The 14,482-nt window shown below is 75.9% G+C and carries 16 protein-coding genes; 7 read left to right on the top strand and 9 right to left on the bottom strand.

The window, feature by feature from the left end; all coding sequences use genetic code 11:
- The first annotated feature begins 9 nt into the window (after positions 1 to 9).
- Positions 10 to 798: an IclR family transcriptional regulator gene (locus ACVJO7_RS21880; RefSeq protein ID WP_491674422.1), complete on the top strand. Its 789-nt coding sequence runs from the start codon at positions 10 to 12 to the stop codon at positions 796 to 798.
- 58 nt (positions 799 to 856) lie between these two features.
- On the opposite strand, the gene pucL is transcribed toward ACVJO7_RS21880, so the two are convergent.
- Genes pucL through uraD form a run of 3 tightly spaced genes read right to left on the bottom strand, consistent with a single transcriptional unit; the run spans position 857 to position 2,575 of the window.
- Entirely contained in the window at positions 857 to 1,741 is an 885-nt protein-coding gene (pucL, locus tag ACVJO7_RS21885; protein ID WP_491674423.1) for a factor-independent urate hydroxylase, read from the bottom strand.
- 4 nt (positions 1,742 to 1,745) lie between these two features.
- The gene (gene uraH / locus ACVJO7_RS21890) at positions 1,746 to 2,066 is read right to left on the bottom strand and encodes a hydroxyisourate hydrolase (RefSeq protein WP_344017700.1); all 321 of its coding nucleotides are present in this window, start codon (positions 2,064 to 2,066) and stop codon (positions 1,746 to 1,748) included.
- Positions 2,063 to 2,575: a 2-oxo-4-hydroxy-4-carboxy-5-ureidoimidazoline decarboxylase gene (gene uraD / locus ACVJO7_RS21895; protein WP_491674424.1), complete on the bottom strand. Its 513-nt coding sequence runs from the start codon at positions 2,573 to 2,575 to the stop codon at positions 2,063 to 2,065. The genes uraH and uraD overlap by 4 nt, the downstream gene beginning before the upstream one ends.
- Before the next feature lie 150 nt (positions 2,576 to 2,725).
- Here uraD and ACVJO7_RS21900 point away from each other — a divergent pair, with 150 nt between their 5' ends.
- Positions 2,726 to 3,502 (top strand): GNAT family N-acetyltransferase, encoded by a 777-nt coding sequence (locus ACVJO7_RS21900; RefSeq protein ID WP_344017698.1) that lies wholly within the window; start codon positions 2,726 to 2,728, stop codon positions 3,500 to 3,502.
- Here the strand turns inward: ACVJO7_RS21900 and ACVJO7_RS21905 are convergent.
- From ACVJO7_RS21905 to ACVJO7_RS21930, 6 genes are read right to left on the bottom strand one after another with little or no spacing between them, the layout of a single operon-like run.
- Positions 3,439 to 4,248, bottom strand: coding sequence for an urease accessory protein UreD (locus ACVJO7_RS21905; RefSeq protein WP_491674425.1), 810 nt, complete (start codon positions 4,246 to 4,248; stop codon positions 3,439 to 3,441). The two genes, ACVJO7_RS21900 and ACVJO7_RS21905, sit on opposite strands and share 64 nt — an antisense overlap.
- The gene (ureG, locus tag ACVJO7_RS21910) at positions 4,249 to 4,971 is read right to left on the bottom strand and encodes an urease accessory protein UreG (RefSeq protein ID WP_491674426.1); all 723 of its coding nucleotides are present in this window, start codon (positions 4,969 to 4,971) and stop codon (positions 4,249 to 4,251) included.
- Positions 4,961 to 5,689 (bottom strand): urease accessory protein UreF, encoded by a 729-nt coding sequence (locus ACVJO7_RS21915; RefSeq protein ID WP_491674427.1) that lies wholly within the window; start codon positions 5,687 to 5,689, stop codon positions 4,961 to 4,963. The genes ureG and ACVJO7_RS21915 overlap by 11 nt, the downstream gene beginning before the upstream one ends.
- Positions 5,689 to 7,407 carry an urease subunit alpha gene (locus ACVJO7_RS21920; protein WP_491674428.1) on the bottom strand — a complete coding sequence of 573 codons (1,719 nt, stop codon included), beginning with the start codon at positions 7,405 to 7,407 and terminating at the stop codon, positions 5,689 to 5,691. The genes ACVJO7_RS21915 and ACVJO7_RS21920 overlap by 1 nt, the downstream gene beginning before the upstream one ends.
- The gene (locus ACVJO7_RS21925; protein WP_491674429.1) at positions 7,404 to 7,751 is read right to left on the bottom strand and encodes an urease subunit beta; all 348 of its coding nucleotides are present in this window, start codon (positions 7,749 to 7,751) and stop codon (positions 7,404 to 7,406) included. The genes ACVJO7_RS21920 and ACVJO7_RS21925 overlap by 4 nt, the downstream gene beginning before the upstream one ends.
- Complete coding sequence (locus tag ACVJO7_RS21930; protein WP_344017690.1) at positions 7,748 to 8,050, bottom strand: urease subunit gamma; 303 nt, start codon at positions 8,048 to 8,050, stop codon at positions 7,748 to 7,750. The genes ACVJO7_RS21925 and ACVJO7_RS21930 overlap by 4 nt, the downstream gene beginning before the upstream one ends.
- A gap of 121 nt (positions 8,051 to 8,171) precedes the next feature.
- Between ACVJO7_RS21930 and ACVJO7_RS21935 the strand changes: the two genes are divergently transcribed.
- The 5 genes from ACVJO7_RS21935 to ACVJO7_RS21955 all read left to right on the top strand — a co-directional run bounded on the left by ACVJO7_RS21935 (position 8,172) and on the right by ACVJO7_RS21955 (position 14,469).
- The gene (locus tag ACVJO7_RS21935; RefSeq protein WP_344017688.1) at positions 8,172 to 8,501 is read left to right on the top strand and encodes a DUF6412 domain-containing protein; all 330 of its coding nucleotides are present in this window, start codon (positions 8,172 to 8,174) and stop codon (positions 8,499 to 8,501) included.
- A gap of 71 nt (positions 8,502 to 8,572) precedes the next feature.
- Positions 8,573 to 9,514 (top strand): membrane protein insertase YidC, encoded by a 942-nt coding sequence (gene yidC, locus ACVJO7_RS21940; protein ID WP_491674430.1) that lies wholly within the window; start codon positions 8,573 to 8,575, stop codon positions 9,512 to 9,514.
- 70 nt (positions 9,515 to 9,584) lie between these two features.
- Positions 9,585 to 10,937, top strand: a complete 1,353-nt coding sequence (locus ACVJO7_RS21945) for an 8-oxoguanine deaminase (protein WP_491674431.1) — start codon at positions 9,585 to 9,587, stop codon at positions 10,935 to 10,937.
- Positions 10,938 to 10,942: 5 nt separating this feature from the next.
- Positions 10,943 to 11,749 (top strand): FAD binding domain-containing protein, encoded by an 807-nt coding sequence (locus ACVJO7_RS21950; RefSeq protein ID WP_491674432.1) that lies wholly within the window; start codon positions 10,943 to 10,945, stop codon positions 11,747 to 11,749.
- On the top strand, positions 11,746 to 14,469 hold the full coding sequence (locus tag ACVJO7_RS21955; RefSeq protein ID WP_491674433.1) for a molybdopterin-dependent oxidoreductase: 2,724 nt from the start codon (positions 11,746 to 11,748) through the stop codon (positions 14,467 to 14,469). The genes ACVJO7_RS21950 and ACVJO7_RS21955 overlap by 4 nt, the downstream gene beginning before the upstream one ends.
- Positions 14,470 to 14,482 lie beyond the last annotated feature (13 nt).

Here is a 14,482-nt window from a genome sequence, read left to right on the forward strand (position 1 = left end):
GTTTCCGTCATGCGGAACAGCGATACCGGGGACGACGACGCCGGCGGCGGGACCGCCGCCCCGGTCCGTTCCGGCACCGTGCAGTCGGTGGAGCGCGCGGTCGATCTGCTGGAGGCGATGGCCGACGCCGGGGGGACGGTCAGCCTGTCCCACCTGGCCGCGTCCTCCGGGCTGCCGCTGCCCACGATCCACCGGCTGGTCCGCACCCTGGCCGGGCGCGGCTACGTGCGCCAGCAGTCCTCCCGCGAGTACGCGCTCGGCCCCCGGCTGGTGCGCCTCGGCGACACCGCGGGCCGGCTGGTCGGGGTGTGGGCGCGGCCGCGGCTGGCCGAGCTGGTCGACGCGCTCGGCGAGAGCGCCAACCTGGCGCTGCTGGAGGGCAACCAGGTCGTCTACGTCGCCCAGGAGCCCGGCCGGCACTCGATGCGGATGTTCACCGAGGTGGGCAGGCGGGTCTCGCCGCACTGCACGGCCGTCGGCAAGGCGATGCTCGCCCGGATGGCGCCGGACCGGGTCCGGGAGATCATGCGGCACACCGAGCTGATGGCGCACACCGACAACACCATCACCGACCGGGACACCTTCGCCGCCGAGCTGGACCGGGTCCGGGCCGCCGGCTACGCGCTGGACGAGGGCGAGCAGGAGCTCGGGGTGCGCTGCGTGGCCGTCGCGCTGGACGGGCCGCTGCCCGCCGCCATCTCCATCTCCGGGCCGACCACCCGGATGACCGACACGCTGCTGGAGTCCGCGGTGCCGCTGCTCCACGCCGCCGCCGACCGGGTGGCGCTGGAGACCTGATCACCGTCGGGTGGAGGTCCGGTGCCGTCGGAGGCACCGTTCCTGCACCGGACCGCGATCACCAGCCGGCGAAGGCGGGGCCGGGATCGGGCAGGTCGTCGCGCCGGACGGCGCCCTCGATCAGGCCGTAGGGGCGGTCGTCGGCGTGGAAGACCTCGCCCGGGTTGTCCAGGCCGAACGGGGACAGGTCGACCAGCAGATGGTGCTTGTTCGGCAGCGAGAGCCGGATCTCGCCGATCCCCGGCCCGGCGGTCAGCACCGCCACCCCCACGTGGTGCAGCGTCTGCTGCAGGGACAGGCTGTGGTGCCCGGCGAACGCCGAGGTCAGGGCGCCCAGCACGGTCCGGTGCGAGTCGTTCCAGTCCGCCGGGTCGTCGACGTGCCACCACTGCGCGCTCACCTCGGTGGCCAGCATCCGGTCGGTGGTCGGGGCGAGGGTGGTGTAGCGGTCGACGTGGAATCCGTGGAACTCCGAGCCGGTGGTCTTGAGCACGACCAGCCCGGCAACCCCGGAGACGGTCCAGCCGCCGCCGTCGTCGGTCGCGGTCACCGTGGTCGTGCGGGTGTGCCCGCCGTCGCGGGTGAAGGCGTGCGGGTGCGGCTGCCCGTCGTGCTCCAGCCGACGCCACGGATAGGTCTCGATCCGCACCCGGGCCCGGGACACCTGGGGGACCGCGGTGAAGTGCCGGGCCAGCTCCCGGCCGAACGCCTCCGGGGCACCGACGGCGTCCCCGGCCTCCCTGGCGAAGGCGTTCACCGTGTTCCGGATCGCGTCGGTGGTGAGCACCCCGCTGTTGTCGCCGGTCAGGTGGGTGTCGGCGAAGTCGCCGGACAGCGCCACCGACACGTTGTGATCGGCGATCCGGTGCGGATCGGTGTCCCGGAAGACCCGGACCACCCGGACCTCCGCCTTGCCGTACTGGGTGTGGCCGAGTACCGGCATCGTGTCAGCTCCCGAGGTAGGTGGAGTAGGAGTACGGCGACAGCAGCAGCGGGACGTGGTGGTGCCGGTCGGTCGTCGCCGGGCGGAAGACGATCGCGGCCTCCGGGAAGAACCCGCCGTACCCGGCGAGGTCGAACACGACCCGGTGGTCGGTGCCCGCGACGAGCGCGGCGTCGTCCGGGGCCCGCCAGCGGCCGTCGTCGTCGGTCCGGCCGGACGCGAGCGGGGACCAGCCGGTCCCGGACCGCACCTGCAGCCCGACCGGGACGCCCGCGGCGGGCGCGCCGCGGGCGGTGTCCAGGACGTGCGTGGAGAAGCTGCTCATCGGGTGAGCACCTCCCGCATCCGCAGCGCGGTGATCTCGGCGAGCTGCCCGGCCGCCTCGGCCCGCTCGGTGTCCGGGTCGTTGCCGAGCCGCCGCTGCAGCTCGGCGAGGATCTCCGCGGCGTCCCGCCCGGCGGCGCGGATCAGGAACACGTGCCCGAACCGGCGCTCGTAGGCGGCGTTGCCGGCCACGAGCCGCTCCCGGACGTCGTCGCCGGAGCCGTCCACCCCGGACTGCTCGCGCCGGGAGAACGCGGCCCCGTCGGCGTGCGCCCCGCCGGGGCGCTCGCCGATCCGGGGATGCCCGGCGAGCGCCGCCGCGGTGTCGGCCTCGCCCAGGTCCAGCACGGCGCGCCCGGCCGCCTCGACGGCCTGCCCGACGTCGGGGTACGGGCGCCCGGCGAGCAGCCGGTCGGCCCAGGCCGGCGAGGTGTTGCAGGCGCGCAGCACCGGGTGCAGCTCGTCCGGTGCGGCGGTGTTGAGCCGGTCGAGGGTGAGCGGATCGGGCATGCGTCCTTCTTCCGGGGCAGGGCGGGCGGTCGTGGGGGCGGGGGGGTCGTGGGATCAGGGTGCCGGAGGCTCCGGAGCGGGCGGTCGGCGTGTCGAGGCCGCCCGACCGGCCCTGCCGCGAGCGCCGCGGCCGGAGGACCATCCACCGGCATGGACGAGCAGCTCACCACCGGATGGGAGCCGGAGCTGCCGGTCGGGGACACCCTGGCCCGGCGGTTCGTGCACTCCTACGCCGACCGGATCATCGCGATGGCCGACCGGACGGGCGGGCGTTCGCTGCGCGTCGACGGCGCCGTGCTCGCCGACCTGGGCTCGCCGTACGGCTACGACAACGCCGTCGTGCTGACCGGGCCGCCGGACGCCGCCGGGCTGGACCGGGTGCTGGACGCGGCGGCCGGGCTGTTCCCGGCCGACCGGTGGTGGGTGCTGCTGTCGGTGTTCGCGCTGCCCGACCTGCGCGGCCGGGGCCTGGTGCCGGTCGGGCACCCGCCGCTGATGCTGCGCCCGCCGGGGCCGCTGCCGGTGCGTCCGGGCATCGAGGTCCGGACCGTGCCCGACGCCGATCCGGCCGACTTCGACCGGGTGCTGGTCGAGGGCTACGGCCTGGACGCCACCGGCGGATCGGCGATCGCCGATCCCCGGCTCACCGGGGACCTGCTGCACCTGGTCGTCGGGTACGCCGGCGGTGAGCCGGTGGCGACGGCGGGAGCCTCGGTGCGGCACGGCATCGTCGAGATCGACTGGGTCGCGGTGCCGCAGCGGCACCGGCGCCGCGGCTACGGCACGGCGGTGACGGCCGCGGCCTGCGCCGTCGCACCCGACCTGCCGACCCTGCTGATCTCCAGCGACGACGGGCATCCGGTCTACACCCGGCTCGGGTTCTGGGACCTGTTCCGGACCACCATGTGGGAGCATCCGCCCTCCTGAGCAGCCTGAGCCCGACCGGCCAGGCCGGCGAGTGCCTCGGCGAGCCGCCGCTGCGCGGTCACCGCGTCGTGCGCGACGGCCGTCGCGAGCACGCCGCGCACCGGCAGCGGGGACAGGCTCCAGCCGTCACCGGCCAGCGGCTCCGGTGCCGGGCCGGTGCCGATCACCACCTCGGTGCCGAGCACCCGGTGCCCGGCCAGGTGCGCGGCGGAGCCGTCGAGCAGCGGATCGCCGATCTCCTGGGTCTGCACCAGCAGCGGGCGGCCGTCGCAGCCGATCCGGACGGTGCCGCGGTAGCGGCCCGGCCGCTCCCCGGTCCGCCCGGCGACGAGCACGTCCCGGGCCCGCAGCGACGCGGTCGGGGCCAGCTCGGCCTCGAACACCGTGTGGTGGTCGGCGCGCCCGGTCACCACGGTCGGCTCCGGCAGGTAGCTCAGCGAGGCGCCGTCGGCGATCCGGCAGCGCAGCACCGTCCGGCTCGGCGAGCCGGTCCCCGGCAGCGCGACCGCCGCGGCGATCCCGGTCAGCAGCAGCTCGGCGCCGGGGCCGACGGTCACGTCGATCTCGACCCGGTCACCGGCCAGCGGACCGGCCGCCGAACCGACCAGGTGCACCTGCGCGCCGGGCCCGGCGGCGCCGGCCGCACCGCGCCGCGGGACCAGTGCGAGCGGGGCCTGGGCCCGCAGCGTCGTCACCACGCTGCGGCCGTCCCGCCGCTGCACGGCCAGCGCCGCCCGGGCCCGCACTCACACCACCGCGCGGACGGCGGCGACCTGCTCCAGCACCCAGGCCCCGACGTCGCCGGCGCCCGGGTCCTCGACCAGCGACTGGGCGATCACCGGGAGCTCGCCGCGGATCCGGGCCGCGTCGCCGCGCATCACGTCGAGATCGGCGCCGACCAGCGGCGCCAGATCGGTCTTGTTGATCACCAGCAGGTCGGCGGTGGTGACCCCCGGCCCGCCCTTGCGGGGCACCTTGTCGCCGCCCGCCACGTCGACGACGAAGATCTGCCGGTCGACCAGGCCGCGGGAGAACACCGCGGTCAGGTTGTCCCCACCGGACTCGACGAGCACCAGGTCCAGATCGCCGAACCGGTCCTCCAGCAGGTCGATCGCGTCCAGGTTGGCGGTGATGTCGTCGCGGATCGCGGTGTGCGGGCAGCAGCCGGTCTGCACGGCCTCGATCCGGTCCGGGGCGAGCACCCCGGCCCGGCGCAGGAAGTCGGCGTCCTCGGTGGTGTAGATGTCGTTGGTGACGACGGCCAGCCGCACCCGCCCGGCGAGGCTGCGGGCCAGCGCCGCGACCAGCGCCGTCTTGCCGGATCCGACCGGCCCGCCGATGCCGATCCGGACCGCCCGGCCGGGGGTCGGCGCGGGGAGGTGGTGGTCGTGGTCGGTCTCGGTCGGGTCAAAGCTGATCAGGTGGCCGTGGCCGTGACCGGTCTGTGTGCTGCTGTCCTCAGGAGGCAAAGAGACGCACCCTCTCGCGGTGGTGTCGGACGTGGGACTCGGCCATCAGGTCGAGCACCGGCGCGCCGGGCGCCGGGAGGTCGGCGACCGGACCGGGCGCGAGCGCGGCCGCCTCGCGCACGATCGCGTCGAGCTCGGCGCCGAGCGCGACCAGCGCGGCGTTGACGGCGAACGGGTCCAGGCCGAGCAGCCGCACCGCCGCCGAGGCGGGCCCGGAGACGGCCAGGTAGCCGGTGCAGCGGGCGGCCGCCGCGGGGTCCTCGCCGGACCGGCCGATCACCGCCCCGACGAGCACTGGATGGTGCGGCCGCGGATCGGCGGCGAGCAGCGCGCCGAGCACCGGCGACGGCCAGGCGGTCCGGACCGCCCGCAGCGCCGCCCTGCCCTGGGTCCGGGACGCCTCGCGCTGGGCGGCGGACGGGGTGCGCGCGTCGAGCTCGCGGTCCAGCACGACCCAGTCGGCGGTCGCCACGAACGACCGGTCGCCGGACTCCGCCGCCGGGACCGGGACGGCCCGGGCGGCCCGGTCGGCCGCGGCGGCGGCGAAGCAGGCGGCGACCCGGCCCGCGGTGCGCAACCGGCCGCGCAGGAACCCGGCGAGGGTGTCCACGTCGGACACCAGATCGCGGGAGACGGCCTCCTCCAGGCCGCCGGAGTGCACGTGCCCGCCGCCGGGGAAGCGGGCGTCGGCGAGGACCAGCGAGGCGAGCCCGGTCATCAGAACAGGAAGTACCGCTGCGCCATCGGCAGCTCGTCGACCGGCGCCGGCTCGACGACGGCGCCGTCGATCGTCACCTGGAACGAGTCGGGATCGACCCGCACCGCCGGCGTCGCGTCGTTGAGCAGCATCGACGACTTGCGCACCGACCGGGTGTCGGCGACCGGCACGCACGGCGTGGCCAGCCCGAGCCGCTCCGGTGTCCCCTCGGCGAGCGCGGACGGCGCCAGGAAGGTCAGCGAGCCGAGCGCGGCCGGGGTGTGCGCGTAGCCGAACATCGGCCGACCGTAGACCGGGCCGGGCGTCGGGATGGAGGCGTTCGCGTCGCCCATCTGGGCCCACGCGGCGAACCCGCCCTTGAGCACCACGGCCGGGCGCACCCCGAAGAACTTCGGCTCCCACAGCACCAGGTCGGCGAGCTTGCCGACCTCCACCGAGCCGACGTGCTCGGCGGCGCCGTGCGCCAGCGCCGGGTTGATCGTGTACTTGGCGACGTAGCGCTGCGCGCGGGCGTTGTCGGCGCGCTCGGAGTCGCCGGGCAGCGGCCCGCGGGCGGCCTTCATCACGTGCGCGGTCTGCCAGGTCCGGATGATCACCTCGCCGATCCGGCCCATCGCCTGCGAGTCGCTCGACATCATCGAGATGGCGCCGAGGTCGTGCAGGACGTCCTCGGCGGCGATCGTGGTCGGCCGGATCCGGGACTCGGCGAACGCCAGGTCCTCGGGCACCGAGGGGTTCAGGTGGTGGCAGACCATGAGCATGTCGAGGTGCTCGTCGAGGGTGTTGACGGTGTGCGGCCGGGTCGGGTTCGTCGACGACGGCAGCACATGGCCGGTGGAGACGACCTCGATGATGTCCGGCGCGTGCCCGCCGCCGGCCCCCTCGGTGTGGAAGGCGTTGATCGAGCGGCGGGCGATCGCGTCCAGGGTGGACTGCAGGAAGCCCGCCTCGTTGAGCGTGTCGGTGTGGATCGCGGCCTGCACGCCGGTCTCCTCGCATACCCGCAGGCAGGCGTCGATCGCGGCCGGGGTGGTGCCCCAGTCCTCGTGCAGCTTGAACCCGCCGGCCCCGGCCCGCAGCTGCTCGTGCAGCGCCTCGGCGGAGGTGGTGTTGCCCTTGCCCATGAGCAGCACGTTCACCGGCTGGTGGTCCATCGCGGCGAGCATCCGGCCGATGTTCCACGGGCCCGGGGTGACGGTGGTGGCCTTCGACCCGTCGACCGGGCCGGTGCCGCCGCCCATCAGGGTGGTCACCCCGGACGCGAGCGCGGTCTCGACCAGCTGCGGGCAGATGAAGTGCACGTGCGCGTCGATCCCGCCGGCGGTGAGGATCTTGCCGTTGCCGGAGAGGATCTCGGTGCCCGGGCCGATCACCAGCGCCGGATCGACGCCGTCCATCGTGTCCGGGTTGCCGGCCTTGCCGATCCCGACGATCCGGCCGTCGGACACCCCGACGTCGGCCTTCACCACGCCCCAGTGGTCCAGGATCACCGCGCCGGTGATCACCAGGTCGGGGCACTGCGCCGCGGTCACCGCGGCCTGCCCCATGGACTCGCGGATGACCTTCCCGCCGCCGAACATCACCTCGTCGCCGGACGCCGGGCCGCGGCTGCGGTCCTCGGTGACCTCGATCAGCAGGTTGGTGTCGGCGAGCCGGATGCGGTCGCCGGTGGTGGGGCCGTAGAGGTCGGCGTAGCGGGCGCGGTCGATGCCGGTCACCGGTCGTACCGCCGCTCGTCGAGCGCGCCGGACCGTTCCGGCCGCAGGCCGGGGACGCGGCGGGCGCCCTGCAGCGGCACCAGCGTCACCTCCCGTTCCACGCCGGGCTCGAACCGGACCGACGTCCCGGCCGGGATGTCCAGCCGCAGCCCCCAGGCGGCGCCCCGGTCGAACTCCAGGCCCGGGTTGGCGGCGGCGAAGTGGTAGTGCGAGCCGACCTGGACCGGCCGGTCGGCGGCGTTGACGACGACCAGCGTGGTCCGCTCCCGGCCGGGGTTGAGCTCGACCGGTCCGTCGCCGAGCAGGATCTCGCCGGGCCCGCCGGCGCCCGTCCCGCCGCTCATGCGATCGGCCCGTGCACGGTGACCAGCTTGGTGCCGTCCGGGAAGGTCGCCTCGACCTGCACCGAGTCCAGCATCTCGGGGACGCCGTCGAGCACGTCGGCGCGGGCCAGCACCTCGCGCCCGCTGGACATCAGCTCGTGCACGGGCCGCCCGTCGCGGGCACCCTCCAGGACGTGCTCGGTGATCAGGGCGACCGCCTCCGGGTGGTTGAGCCGTAGCCCCCGGTCACGACGGCGGCGCGCGACGTCGGCCGCCACGTGGACGAGCAGCTTGTCCCGCTCCTGAGGGCTGAGGTGCATGGCCCGCATTCTCTCCGGAGCCGGGTTTCCGCCCGGTTTCCACCGGGTTGCGAACGATGACGCCGCCGGTGGGTGACGTGCCGACCACCGGATACCGGTGCCCGCGGGTACCGTGACGACGGTGACCGGTGGAGCACGGCGGCCGTACCGCGGCGCAGCCCTGCTCGCGTCGCTGCTCCTGCTCGCCGCGGTCCTGGCCCCGGTGCTGTTCCCGCCGGACGGCGACGCCGGGCTGTTCGGCGCCGTCGTCGCGCTGGTCGTGCTGGCCTGGGCCGGGCGCGGCCATCCCGGCACGGTCCGGGCCGTGCTCAGCGCCGCCACGACCCCGGCCCGCGAGGCCGGCCGGGTCGCGCACCGGGCCGGCGTGCTCCGCCAGCGCGATCCGGACGCCGACGGCCGCCCCCGCTCCAGGGCCCCCGGTGCGCTCCGGCCGGAGCCCGCCGGCGGCTGAGGCCCCGCTCCACCGCCGCGCCTGCTCCGGCGTCCGCCCGCCCCGGTCCGGACGACCCCTGGAGCCCGTCGATGCTCGACGTCCTGTACTACCCCGTGTCCCTGGTCATGCGGCTGTGGCACGACCTGTTCGCCGCCCTTCTCGGACCCACCTCCGGCGTCGCCTGGGCGCTGTCGGTGGTGTTCCTGGTGCTCACCGTCCGGGTGCTGCTGCTGCGCCCGGCCTGGACCCGGATGCGGGCGGCCCGGATCACCCGCGCCCTCGCCCCGCAGCTGAGCGCGCTGCGCGAGCGGCACCGCAGCGACCCGCGCGCACTGGCCGAGGCGACCACCGAGCTGCACCGCAGGCACGGCTCGTCCCCGGTCGCCGGGCTGGGCACCGCGCTGCTGCAGATCCCGGTGTTCGTGGCGCTGCTGCACGTGCTGCGCTCGTTCAACCGGCCCGGCCTGAGCTTCGAGCAGAACGCGATGATCGCCAACTACGCGTTCGATCCCGACCAGGTCGCGTCGTTCCTGCAGGCGCGGCTGTTCGGCGCGCCGCTGTCGGCCTGGACGGCCATGCCGGCCGAGCAGCTCGCGTCGTTCGGCGGGACGGTGGTCACCCCGGGTGCGGTGGCCGCCGTCGTCGTGCCGCTGGCGGTGCTCGCGGCGCTGGCCACCCACCTGGGCATGCGGTTCGCTCGGGCCGAGGTCACCGGGCAGCCCGCCGGTGTGGCGCGGGTGACGGCCGTGCTGCCCTGGGTCGCCCCGGCCGCGGTGCTGGCCGGTGGGCTGCTGTTCCCGGTGCCGGTCGCGCTGCTGCTGTACTGGACGACCGGTGGCGTGGCGACCCTCGTCCAGCAGGTCGTGCTGGGCCGGATGCTGGACCGGCGGCCGCCGTCGGTGCCCGAGCCGGTCCCGGTCGCGCCGCCGGTGCGGGCGCCGCGGCCCGGGGCGGTACCGGCGCGGCGTGCCGGACGACCCGGCCGGTCTGCCGGACGCGGCAGGCGGACCGGGCGGGGGCACGGCCGGTGAGCCCGCGCCGCACGGAATTCGTCACGGCGTCGCCTTCCCACCGTGATCTCGGCGGGGTTCGCTGGGCGGCATGGATCGGATCGTGATCGACGGCGCCCATGTCGTCACCGTCAGCGGGCAGGAGCACCCGGGCGGGCACGTCGTCGTCGAGGGGAACCGGATCACGTCGGTCGGGCCCGGCCCGGCGCCCCGCGAGGACGGCCCGCACCGCCGGATCGACGCCGCCGGCTGCCTGCTCACCCCGGGCCTGGTCAACACCCACCATCACCTGTACCAGTGGGTCACCCGCGGGCTCGCCGTCGACGCGACCCTGTTCGAGTGGCTCACCACGCTCTACCCGGTGTGGGCCGGCATCGACGAGGACGCCGTGCACACCGGCGCGACCGGCGCGCTCGCCACCCTCGCGCTGTCCGGTGCCACCACCTCCACCGACCACCACTACGTGTTCCCGCGGGCGGGTGGAGACCTGCTCGGCGCCGAGATCCGGGCCGCGGCCCGGGTGGGCCTGCGGTTCCACCCGACCCGCGGCTCGATGAACCTGGGCCGCAGCGCGGGCGGGCTGCCACCGGACGAGGTCGTCGAGGACCACGACGCGGTGCTCACCGCGTCCGCGAAGGCCGTCGCGGACTGGCACGATCCGGCGCCGGACGCGATGGTCCGGATCGCGCTCGCCCCGTGCTCGCCGTTCTCGGTCACCGGCGAGCTCATGCGGGACTCCGCCGGGCTGGCCCGGGAGCTCGGGGTGCGACTGCACACCCACCTCGCCGAGACCGCCGACGAGGAGGACTTCTGCCGCGAGCGGTTCGGCTGCACGCCGACCCGCTACGCCGCGGACCTCGGCTGGACCGGGCCGGACGTCTGGTTCGCGCACACCGTGCACCTCGACGACGACGCCGTCGCGACGATCGGCTCGACCGGCACCGGGATCGCGCACTGCCCCACCTCCAACGGCCGGCTCGGCGCCGGGATCGCCCGGGTGCGCGATCTCGTCGACGCCGGCGCCGTGGTCGGGCTCGGCGTGGACGGCGCCGCCTCCAACGAGGGCACCAGCCTGGTCGAGGAGGTCAAGCACGCCGTGCTGTTCGCCCGCGCGGTCGGCGGGCCACGCGCGCTCGGCGTCCGCGAGGCGCTCCGGCTGGGCACCCTCGGCGGCGCCCGGGTGCTCGGCCGGGACGCCGAGATCGGGTCGATCGAGCCGGGCAAGCTCGCCGATCTGGCGCTGTGGCGGATCGACGGGCTCGGCCACGGCGACGTCGCCGATCCGGTCGCCGCGCTCGTCCTGGGCGCGCCGCCGCCGCTGCGGCTGCTGCTGGTCGACGGGCGCCCGGTCGTCGAGGACGGGCGGATGTGCACCGTCGACACCGAGGAGGTCGCCGCCCGCTGCGCCGAGGTGCACCGCGATCTCGTCGCGAAGGCAGGGTGAGACCGGTGGACCTCGAGACCGTCGGCACCTTCCGCCGGGCGCGCCGGCGCGCCGACCTGGCACTGGCACCGGGGGAGCGGCTGCTCGGCGGCGGCACCTGGCTGTTCTCCGAGCCGCAGCCGGACATCACCGGCCTGGTCGATCTCACGACGATGGGCTGGGAGCCGATCACCGGCACCCCCGGCGGCGGCCTGGAGATCGCCGCGACCTGCCCGATCGCCGATCTCGCGGAGTTCGGCGAGCGGACCGGGCGGCCGCTGTTCGCGCAGTGCGCGCACGCGCTGCTCGCGTCCTGGAAGATCTGGCACACCGCGACCGTCGGCGGGAACGTGTGCCGCTCCTTCGCCGCCGCCGGGATGGTCGCGCTGTGCGCGGCGCTGGACGGGACGGCGCTGGTGTGGACCCCGGACGGCGGCCGGTACCGCATCCCGGTGGCCCGGCTGGTCACCGGGAACGGGACGAACGCGCTGCGCCCCGGCGAGGTGCTGCGCGCGCTGGAGCTGCCCGGGCCCGCGCTGCGCGCCCGCACCGCGTTCCGGAAGATCGCGCTGGCCGATCTCGGCCGCTCCGGGGCGGTGCTCACCGGGCGGATCGACACCGAGGCCGACGGCGGCGCCGCGGTGTTCACGGTGACCGCGGCGACCGCGGCGCCCACCGTGCTGCGCTACCCCGGACCGCCCGGGCCCGACCGGCTGCGCGCCGACGTGCTCGCCGCGCCCGGCTACTACACCGATCCGCTGGGCAGCGCCGACTGGCGGCGGCAGGTGAGCGCGCTGCTGCTCACCGAGATCCACGACGAGCTCGCCGCATGAAGGTCCGGATCAACGACCGTGAGCTGGAGGGCGAGCCGTGGCCCGGCCAGTGCACCCGCACCTTCCTGCGCGAGCACGGCCACCTGGAGGTCCGGAAGGGCTGCGACGCAGGCGACTGCGGTGCCTGCACGGTGCTGCTCGACGACCGCCCGGTGCACTCCTGCCTGATCCCCGCGCAGCGGCTGGACGGCGCCCGGATCACCACCGTCGCCGGGCTCGCCGACGGCGACGTGCTGCACCCGGTGCAGCGCGCGTTCGTCGAGCACGCCGGGTTCCAGTGCGGGTTCTGCACGGCCGGGCAGATCGTCACCGCCGCCGCGCTGACCCCGGACGATCTCGACGACCTGCCCCGCCGGATGAAGGGCAACCTGTGCCGGTGCACCGGCTACCGCTCGGTGCGCGAGTCGATCGAGGCCGGCGTCCGGGCGGCCGCCGGGACCGGGCCGGCCTGCGCCGGGCCTGCCGCGGCCGGCACCGGCTGGGTCGGCGAGCCGGCGCCCGCACCGGCCGCCGGGCGGATCGTCACCGGGGCCGAGCCGTTCACCTTCGACACCGACCTGACCGGGGCGCTGCACCTGCGGGTGCTCACCTCCCCGCACGCGCACGCCCGGATCCGGTCGATCGACACCGCCGCCGCGCTCGCGGCACCCGGGGTGGCACTCGTCCTCACCCACCGGGACGTGCCGGACGTCCGCTACTCCACCGCCCGGCACGAGCACCGCACCGACGACCCGGACGACACCCGGATGCTCGACGACGTCGTGCGGCACGTCGGCCAGCGGGTCGCCGCCGTCGTCGCCGGGACCCCGGCGCAGGCCGAGGCGGCCTGCCGGCTGATCGAGGTCGACTACCAGGTGCTGCCCGCCGTCCTCGACCCGGAGGCCGCCCGGGCCCCCGGCGCGCCGCTGTTGCACCCGGACCGCACCCCGGCCGACCGGGTCGACGACGCGTCCCGCAACGTGGTGCTGGCCCTGCACGGCGGGCACGGCGGCGACGTCGACGCGGCGCTGGCCGCCTCGCACGTCACCGTCTCCGGCACCTGGCGCACCTCCCGCGTCGCGCACGCCCAGCTGGAGTGCCACGGCGCGATCGGCCGGCTGGACGACGACGGCCGGCTGGACATCCGCTCCGGCACCCAGGTCCCGTTCCTCACCCGCGACGAGCTCGCCCGGGTGCTCGGCCTCGATCCCGGCCGGGTGCGGGTGCGCACCGCACGGCTCGGCGGCGGCTTCGGCGGCAAGCAGGAGATGTTCGCCGAGGACCTGGTCGGGCTCGCGGTGCTGCGCACCGGGCGGACCGTCGTGCACGAGTTCACCCGGGCCGACGAGTTCACCCGGACCGCGCTGCGGCACCCGATGCGGGTCGGCGTCACCCTCGGCGCCGGCGCCGACGGCCGGCTCACCGCGATGAAGCTCGACGTGCTGTCCGACACCGGCGCCTACGGCAACCACTCCCGCGGGGTGCTGTTCCACGCCGTCGCCGAGTCGGTCAGCGTCTACAACTGCCCGGTCAAGCACCTCGACGCCGAGGTCGTCTACACCCACAACGTGCCCAGCGGCGCGTTCCGCGGGTACGGGCTCGGGCAGGTCGTGCTCGGCGTCGAGTCCGCCATGGACGAGCTCGCGCTCGCACTCGGCGTCGATCCCTACGAGCTGCGCCGGATCAACATGGTCCGGCCCGGCGACCCGCTGCACGTCGCACACCACCCGGAGCCCGAGCACGACCTGCACTGGACCAGCTACGGCATGGACCAGTGCCTGGACCTGGTGCGCGACGCGCTGGCCCGCGATCCCGGCCCGCCCCCGCCACCGGGGCCGCGCTGGCGGGTCGGCGAGGGCATGGCGCTGAGCATGATGACGACAATGGCGCCGTTCGGGCACGCCGCCACCGCCACCGTCACCGCGCTGCCCGACGGCCGCTACCGGCTCGGCGTCGGGACCGTCGAGTTCGGCAACGGCACCACCACCACGCACCGGCAGATCGTCGCGACCGTGCTGCGCACCGTCCCGGACCGGATCGTGCTGCACCACGGCGACACCGACGCCTGCGGCTACGACACCGGCGCGTTCGCCTCGGCCGGGACGACGGTGGCCGGCAAGGCGCTGTACCGGGCGGCGCTCGCGCTGCGCGACCGGCTGCTCGCGCTGGCCGGGCCGGGCGCCGGGCTGCACGCCGACGGCGTCCGCACCCCGGACGGCGACCGCACCTTCGCCGAGCTGCTCGCCGGCCTGCCGGACGGGCTGACCTGCGAGGGCAGCGAACCGGGGGAGGAGCGGGCGATCACCGCGAACGTGCACGGCGTGCGGGTCGCGGTGGACGTCGGCACCGGCGAGGTGCGGGTGCTGCGCGCGGTGCACGCCGCCGACGCGGGCACCGTGCTGAACCCGGAGCAGCTGCGCGGCCAGATCGAGGGCGGTGTCGCGATGGGCACCGGCAGCGCGCTGCTGGAGGAGGTCCACGTCGGGGAGTCCGGGGAGGTGCTCAACGCCGCGTTCCGCACCTACCGGGTGCCGCAGATGGCCGACGTGCCGCCGGTGGAGGTGCACTTCGCGGCGACCTCGGACGCGCTCGGCCCGTTCGGCGCGAAGTCGATGAGCGAGGCCCCGTACAACCCGGTGGCGCCGGCGATCGGCAACGCGATCCGGCGCGCCGTCGGGGTCCGGCCCTACCACCAGCCGTTCTCCCGGGACCGGGTGTGGCGGCTGGTGGACGGGGACTGAGCCGGCCCGGGGA

It is taken from the genome of Pseudonocardia sp. DxW (assembly GCF_058448985.1).

Excerpts from the sequence above, each read along its gene's own strand:
- ACVJO7_RS21880 (WP_491674422.1), top strand. The coding sequence starts at position 10 with ATGCGGAACAGCGATACCGGGGACGACGACGCCGGCGGCGGGACCGCC.
- pucL (WP_491674423.1), bottom strand. The coding sequence starts at position 1,741 with ATGCCGGTACTCGGCCACACCCAGTACGGCAAGGCGGAGGTCCGGGTG.
- uraH (WP_344017700.1), bottom strand. The coding sequence starts at position 2,066 with ATGAGCAGCTTCTCCACGCACGTCCTGGACACCGCCCGCGGCGCGCCC.
- uraD (WP_491674424.1), bottom strand. The coding sequence starts at position 2,575 with ATGCCCGATCCGCTCACCCTCGACCGGCTCAACACCGCCGCACCGGAC.
- ACVJO7_RS21900 (WP_344017698.1), top strand. The coding sequence starts at position 2,726 with ATGGACGAGCAGCTCACCACCGGATGGGAGCCGGAGCTGCCGGTCGGG.
- ACVJO7_RS21915 (WP_491674427.1), bottom strand. The coding sequence starts at position 5,689 with ATGACCGGGCTCGCCTCGCTGGTCCTCGCCGACGCCCGCTTCCCCGGC.
- ACVJO7_RS21925 (WP_491674429.1), bottom strand. The coding sequence starts at position 7,751 with ATGAGCGGCGGGACGGGCGCCGGCGGGCCCGGCGAGATCCTGCTCGGC.
- ACVJO7_RS21930 (WP_344017690.1), bottom strand. The coding sequence starts at position 8,050 with ATGCACCTCAGCCCTCAGGAGCGGGACAAGCTGCTCGTCCACGTGGCG.
- yidC (WP_491674430.1), top strand. The coding sequence starts at position 8,573 with ATGCTCGACGTCCTGTACTACCCCGTGTCCCTGGTCATGCGGCTGTGG.
- ACVJO7_RS21945 (WP_491674431.1), top strand. The coding sequence starts at position 9,585 with ATGGATCGGATCGTGATCGACGGCGCCCATGTCGTCACCGTCAGCGGG.
- ACVJO7_RS21955 (WP_491674433.1), top strand. The coding sequence starts at position 11,746 with ATGAAGGTCCGGATCAACGACCGTGAGCTGGAGGGCGAGCCGTGGCCC.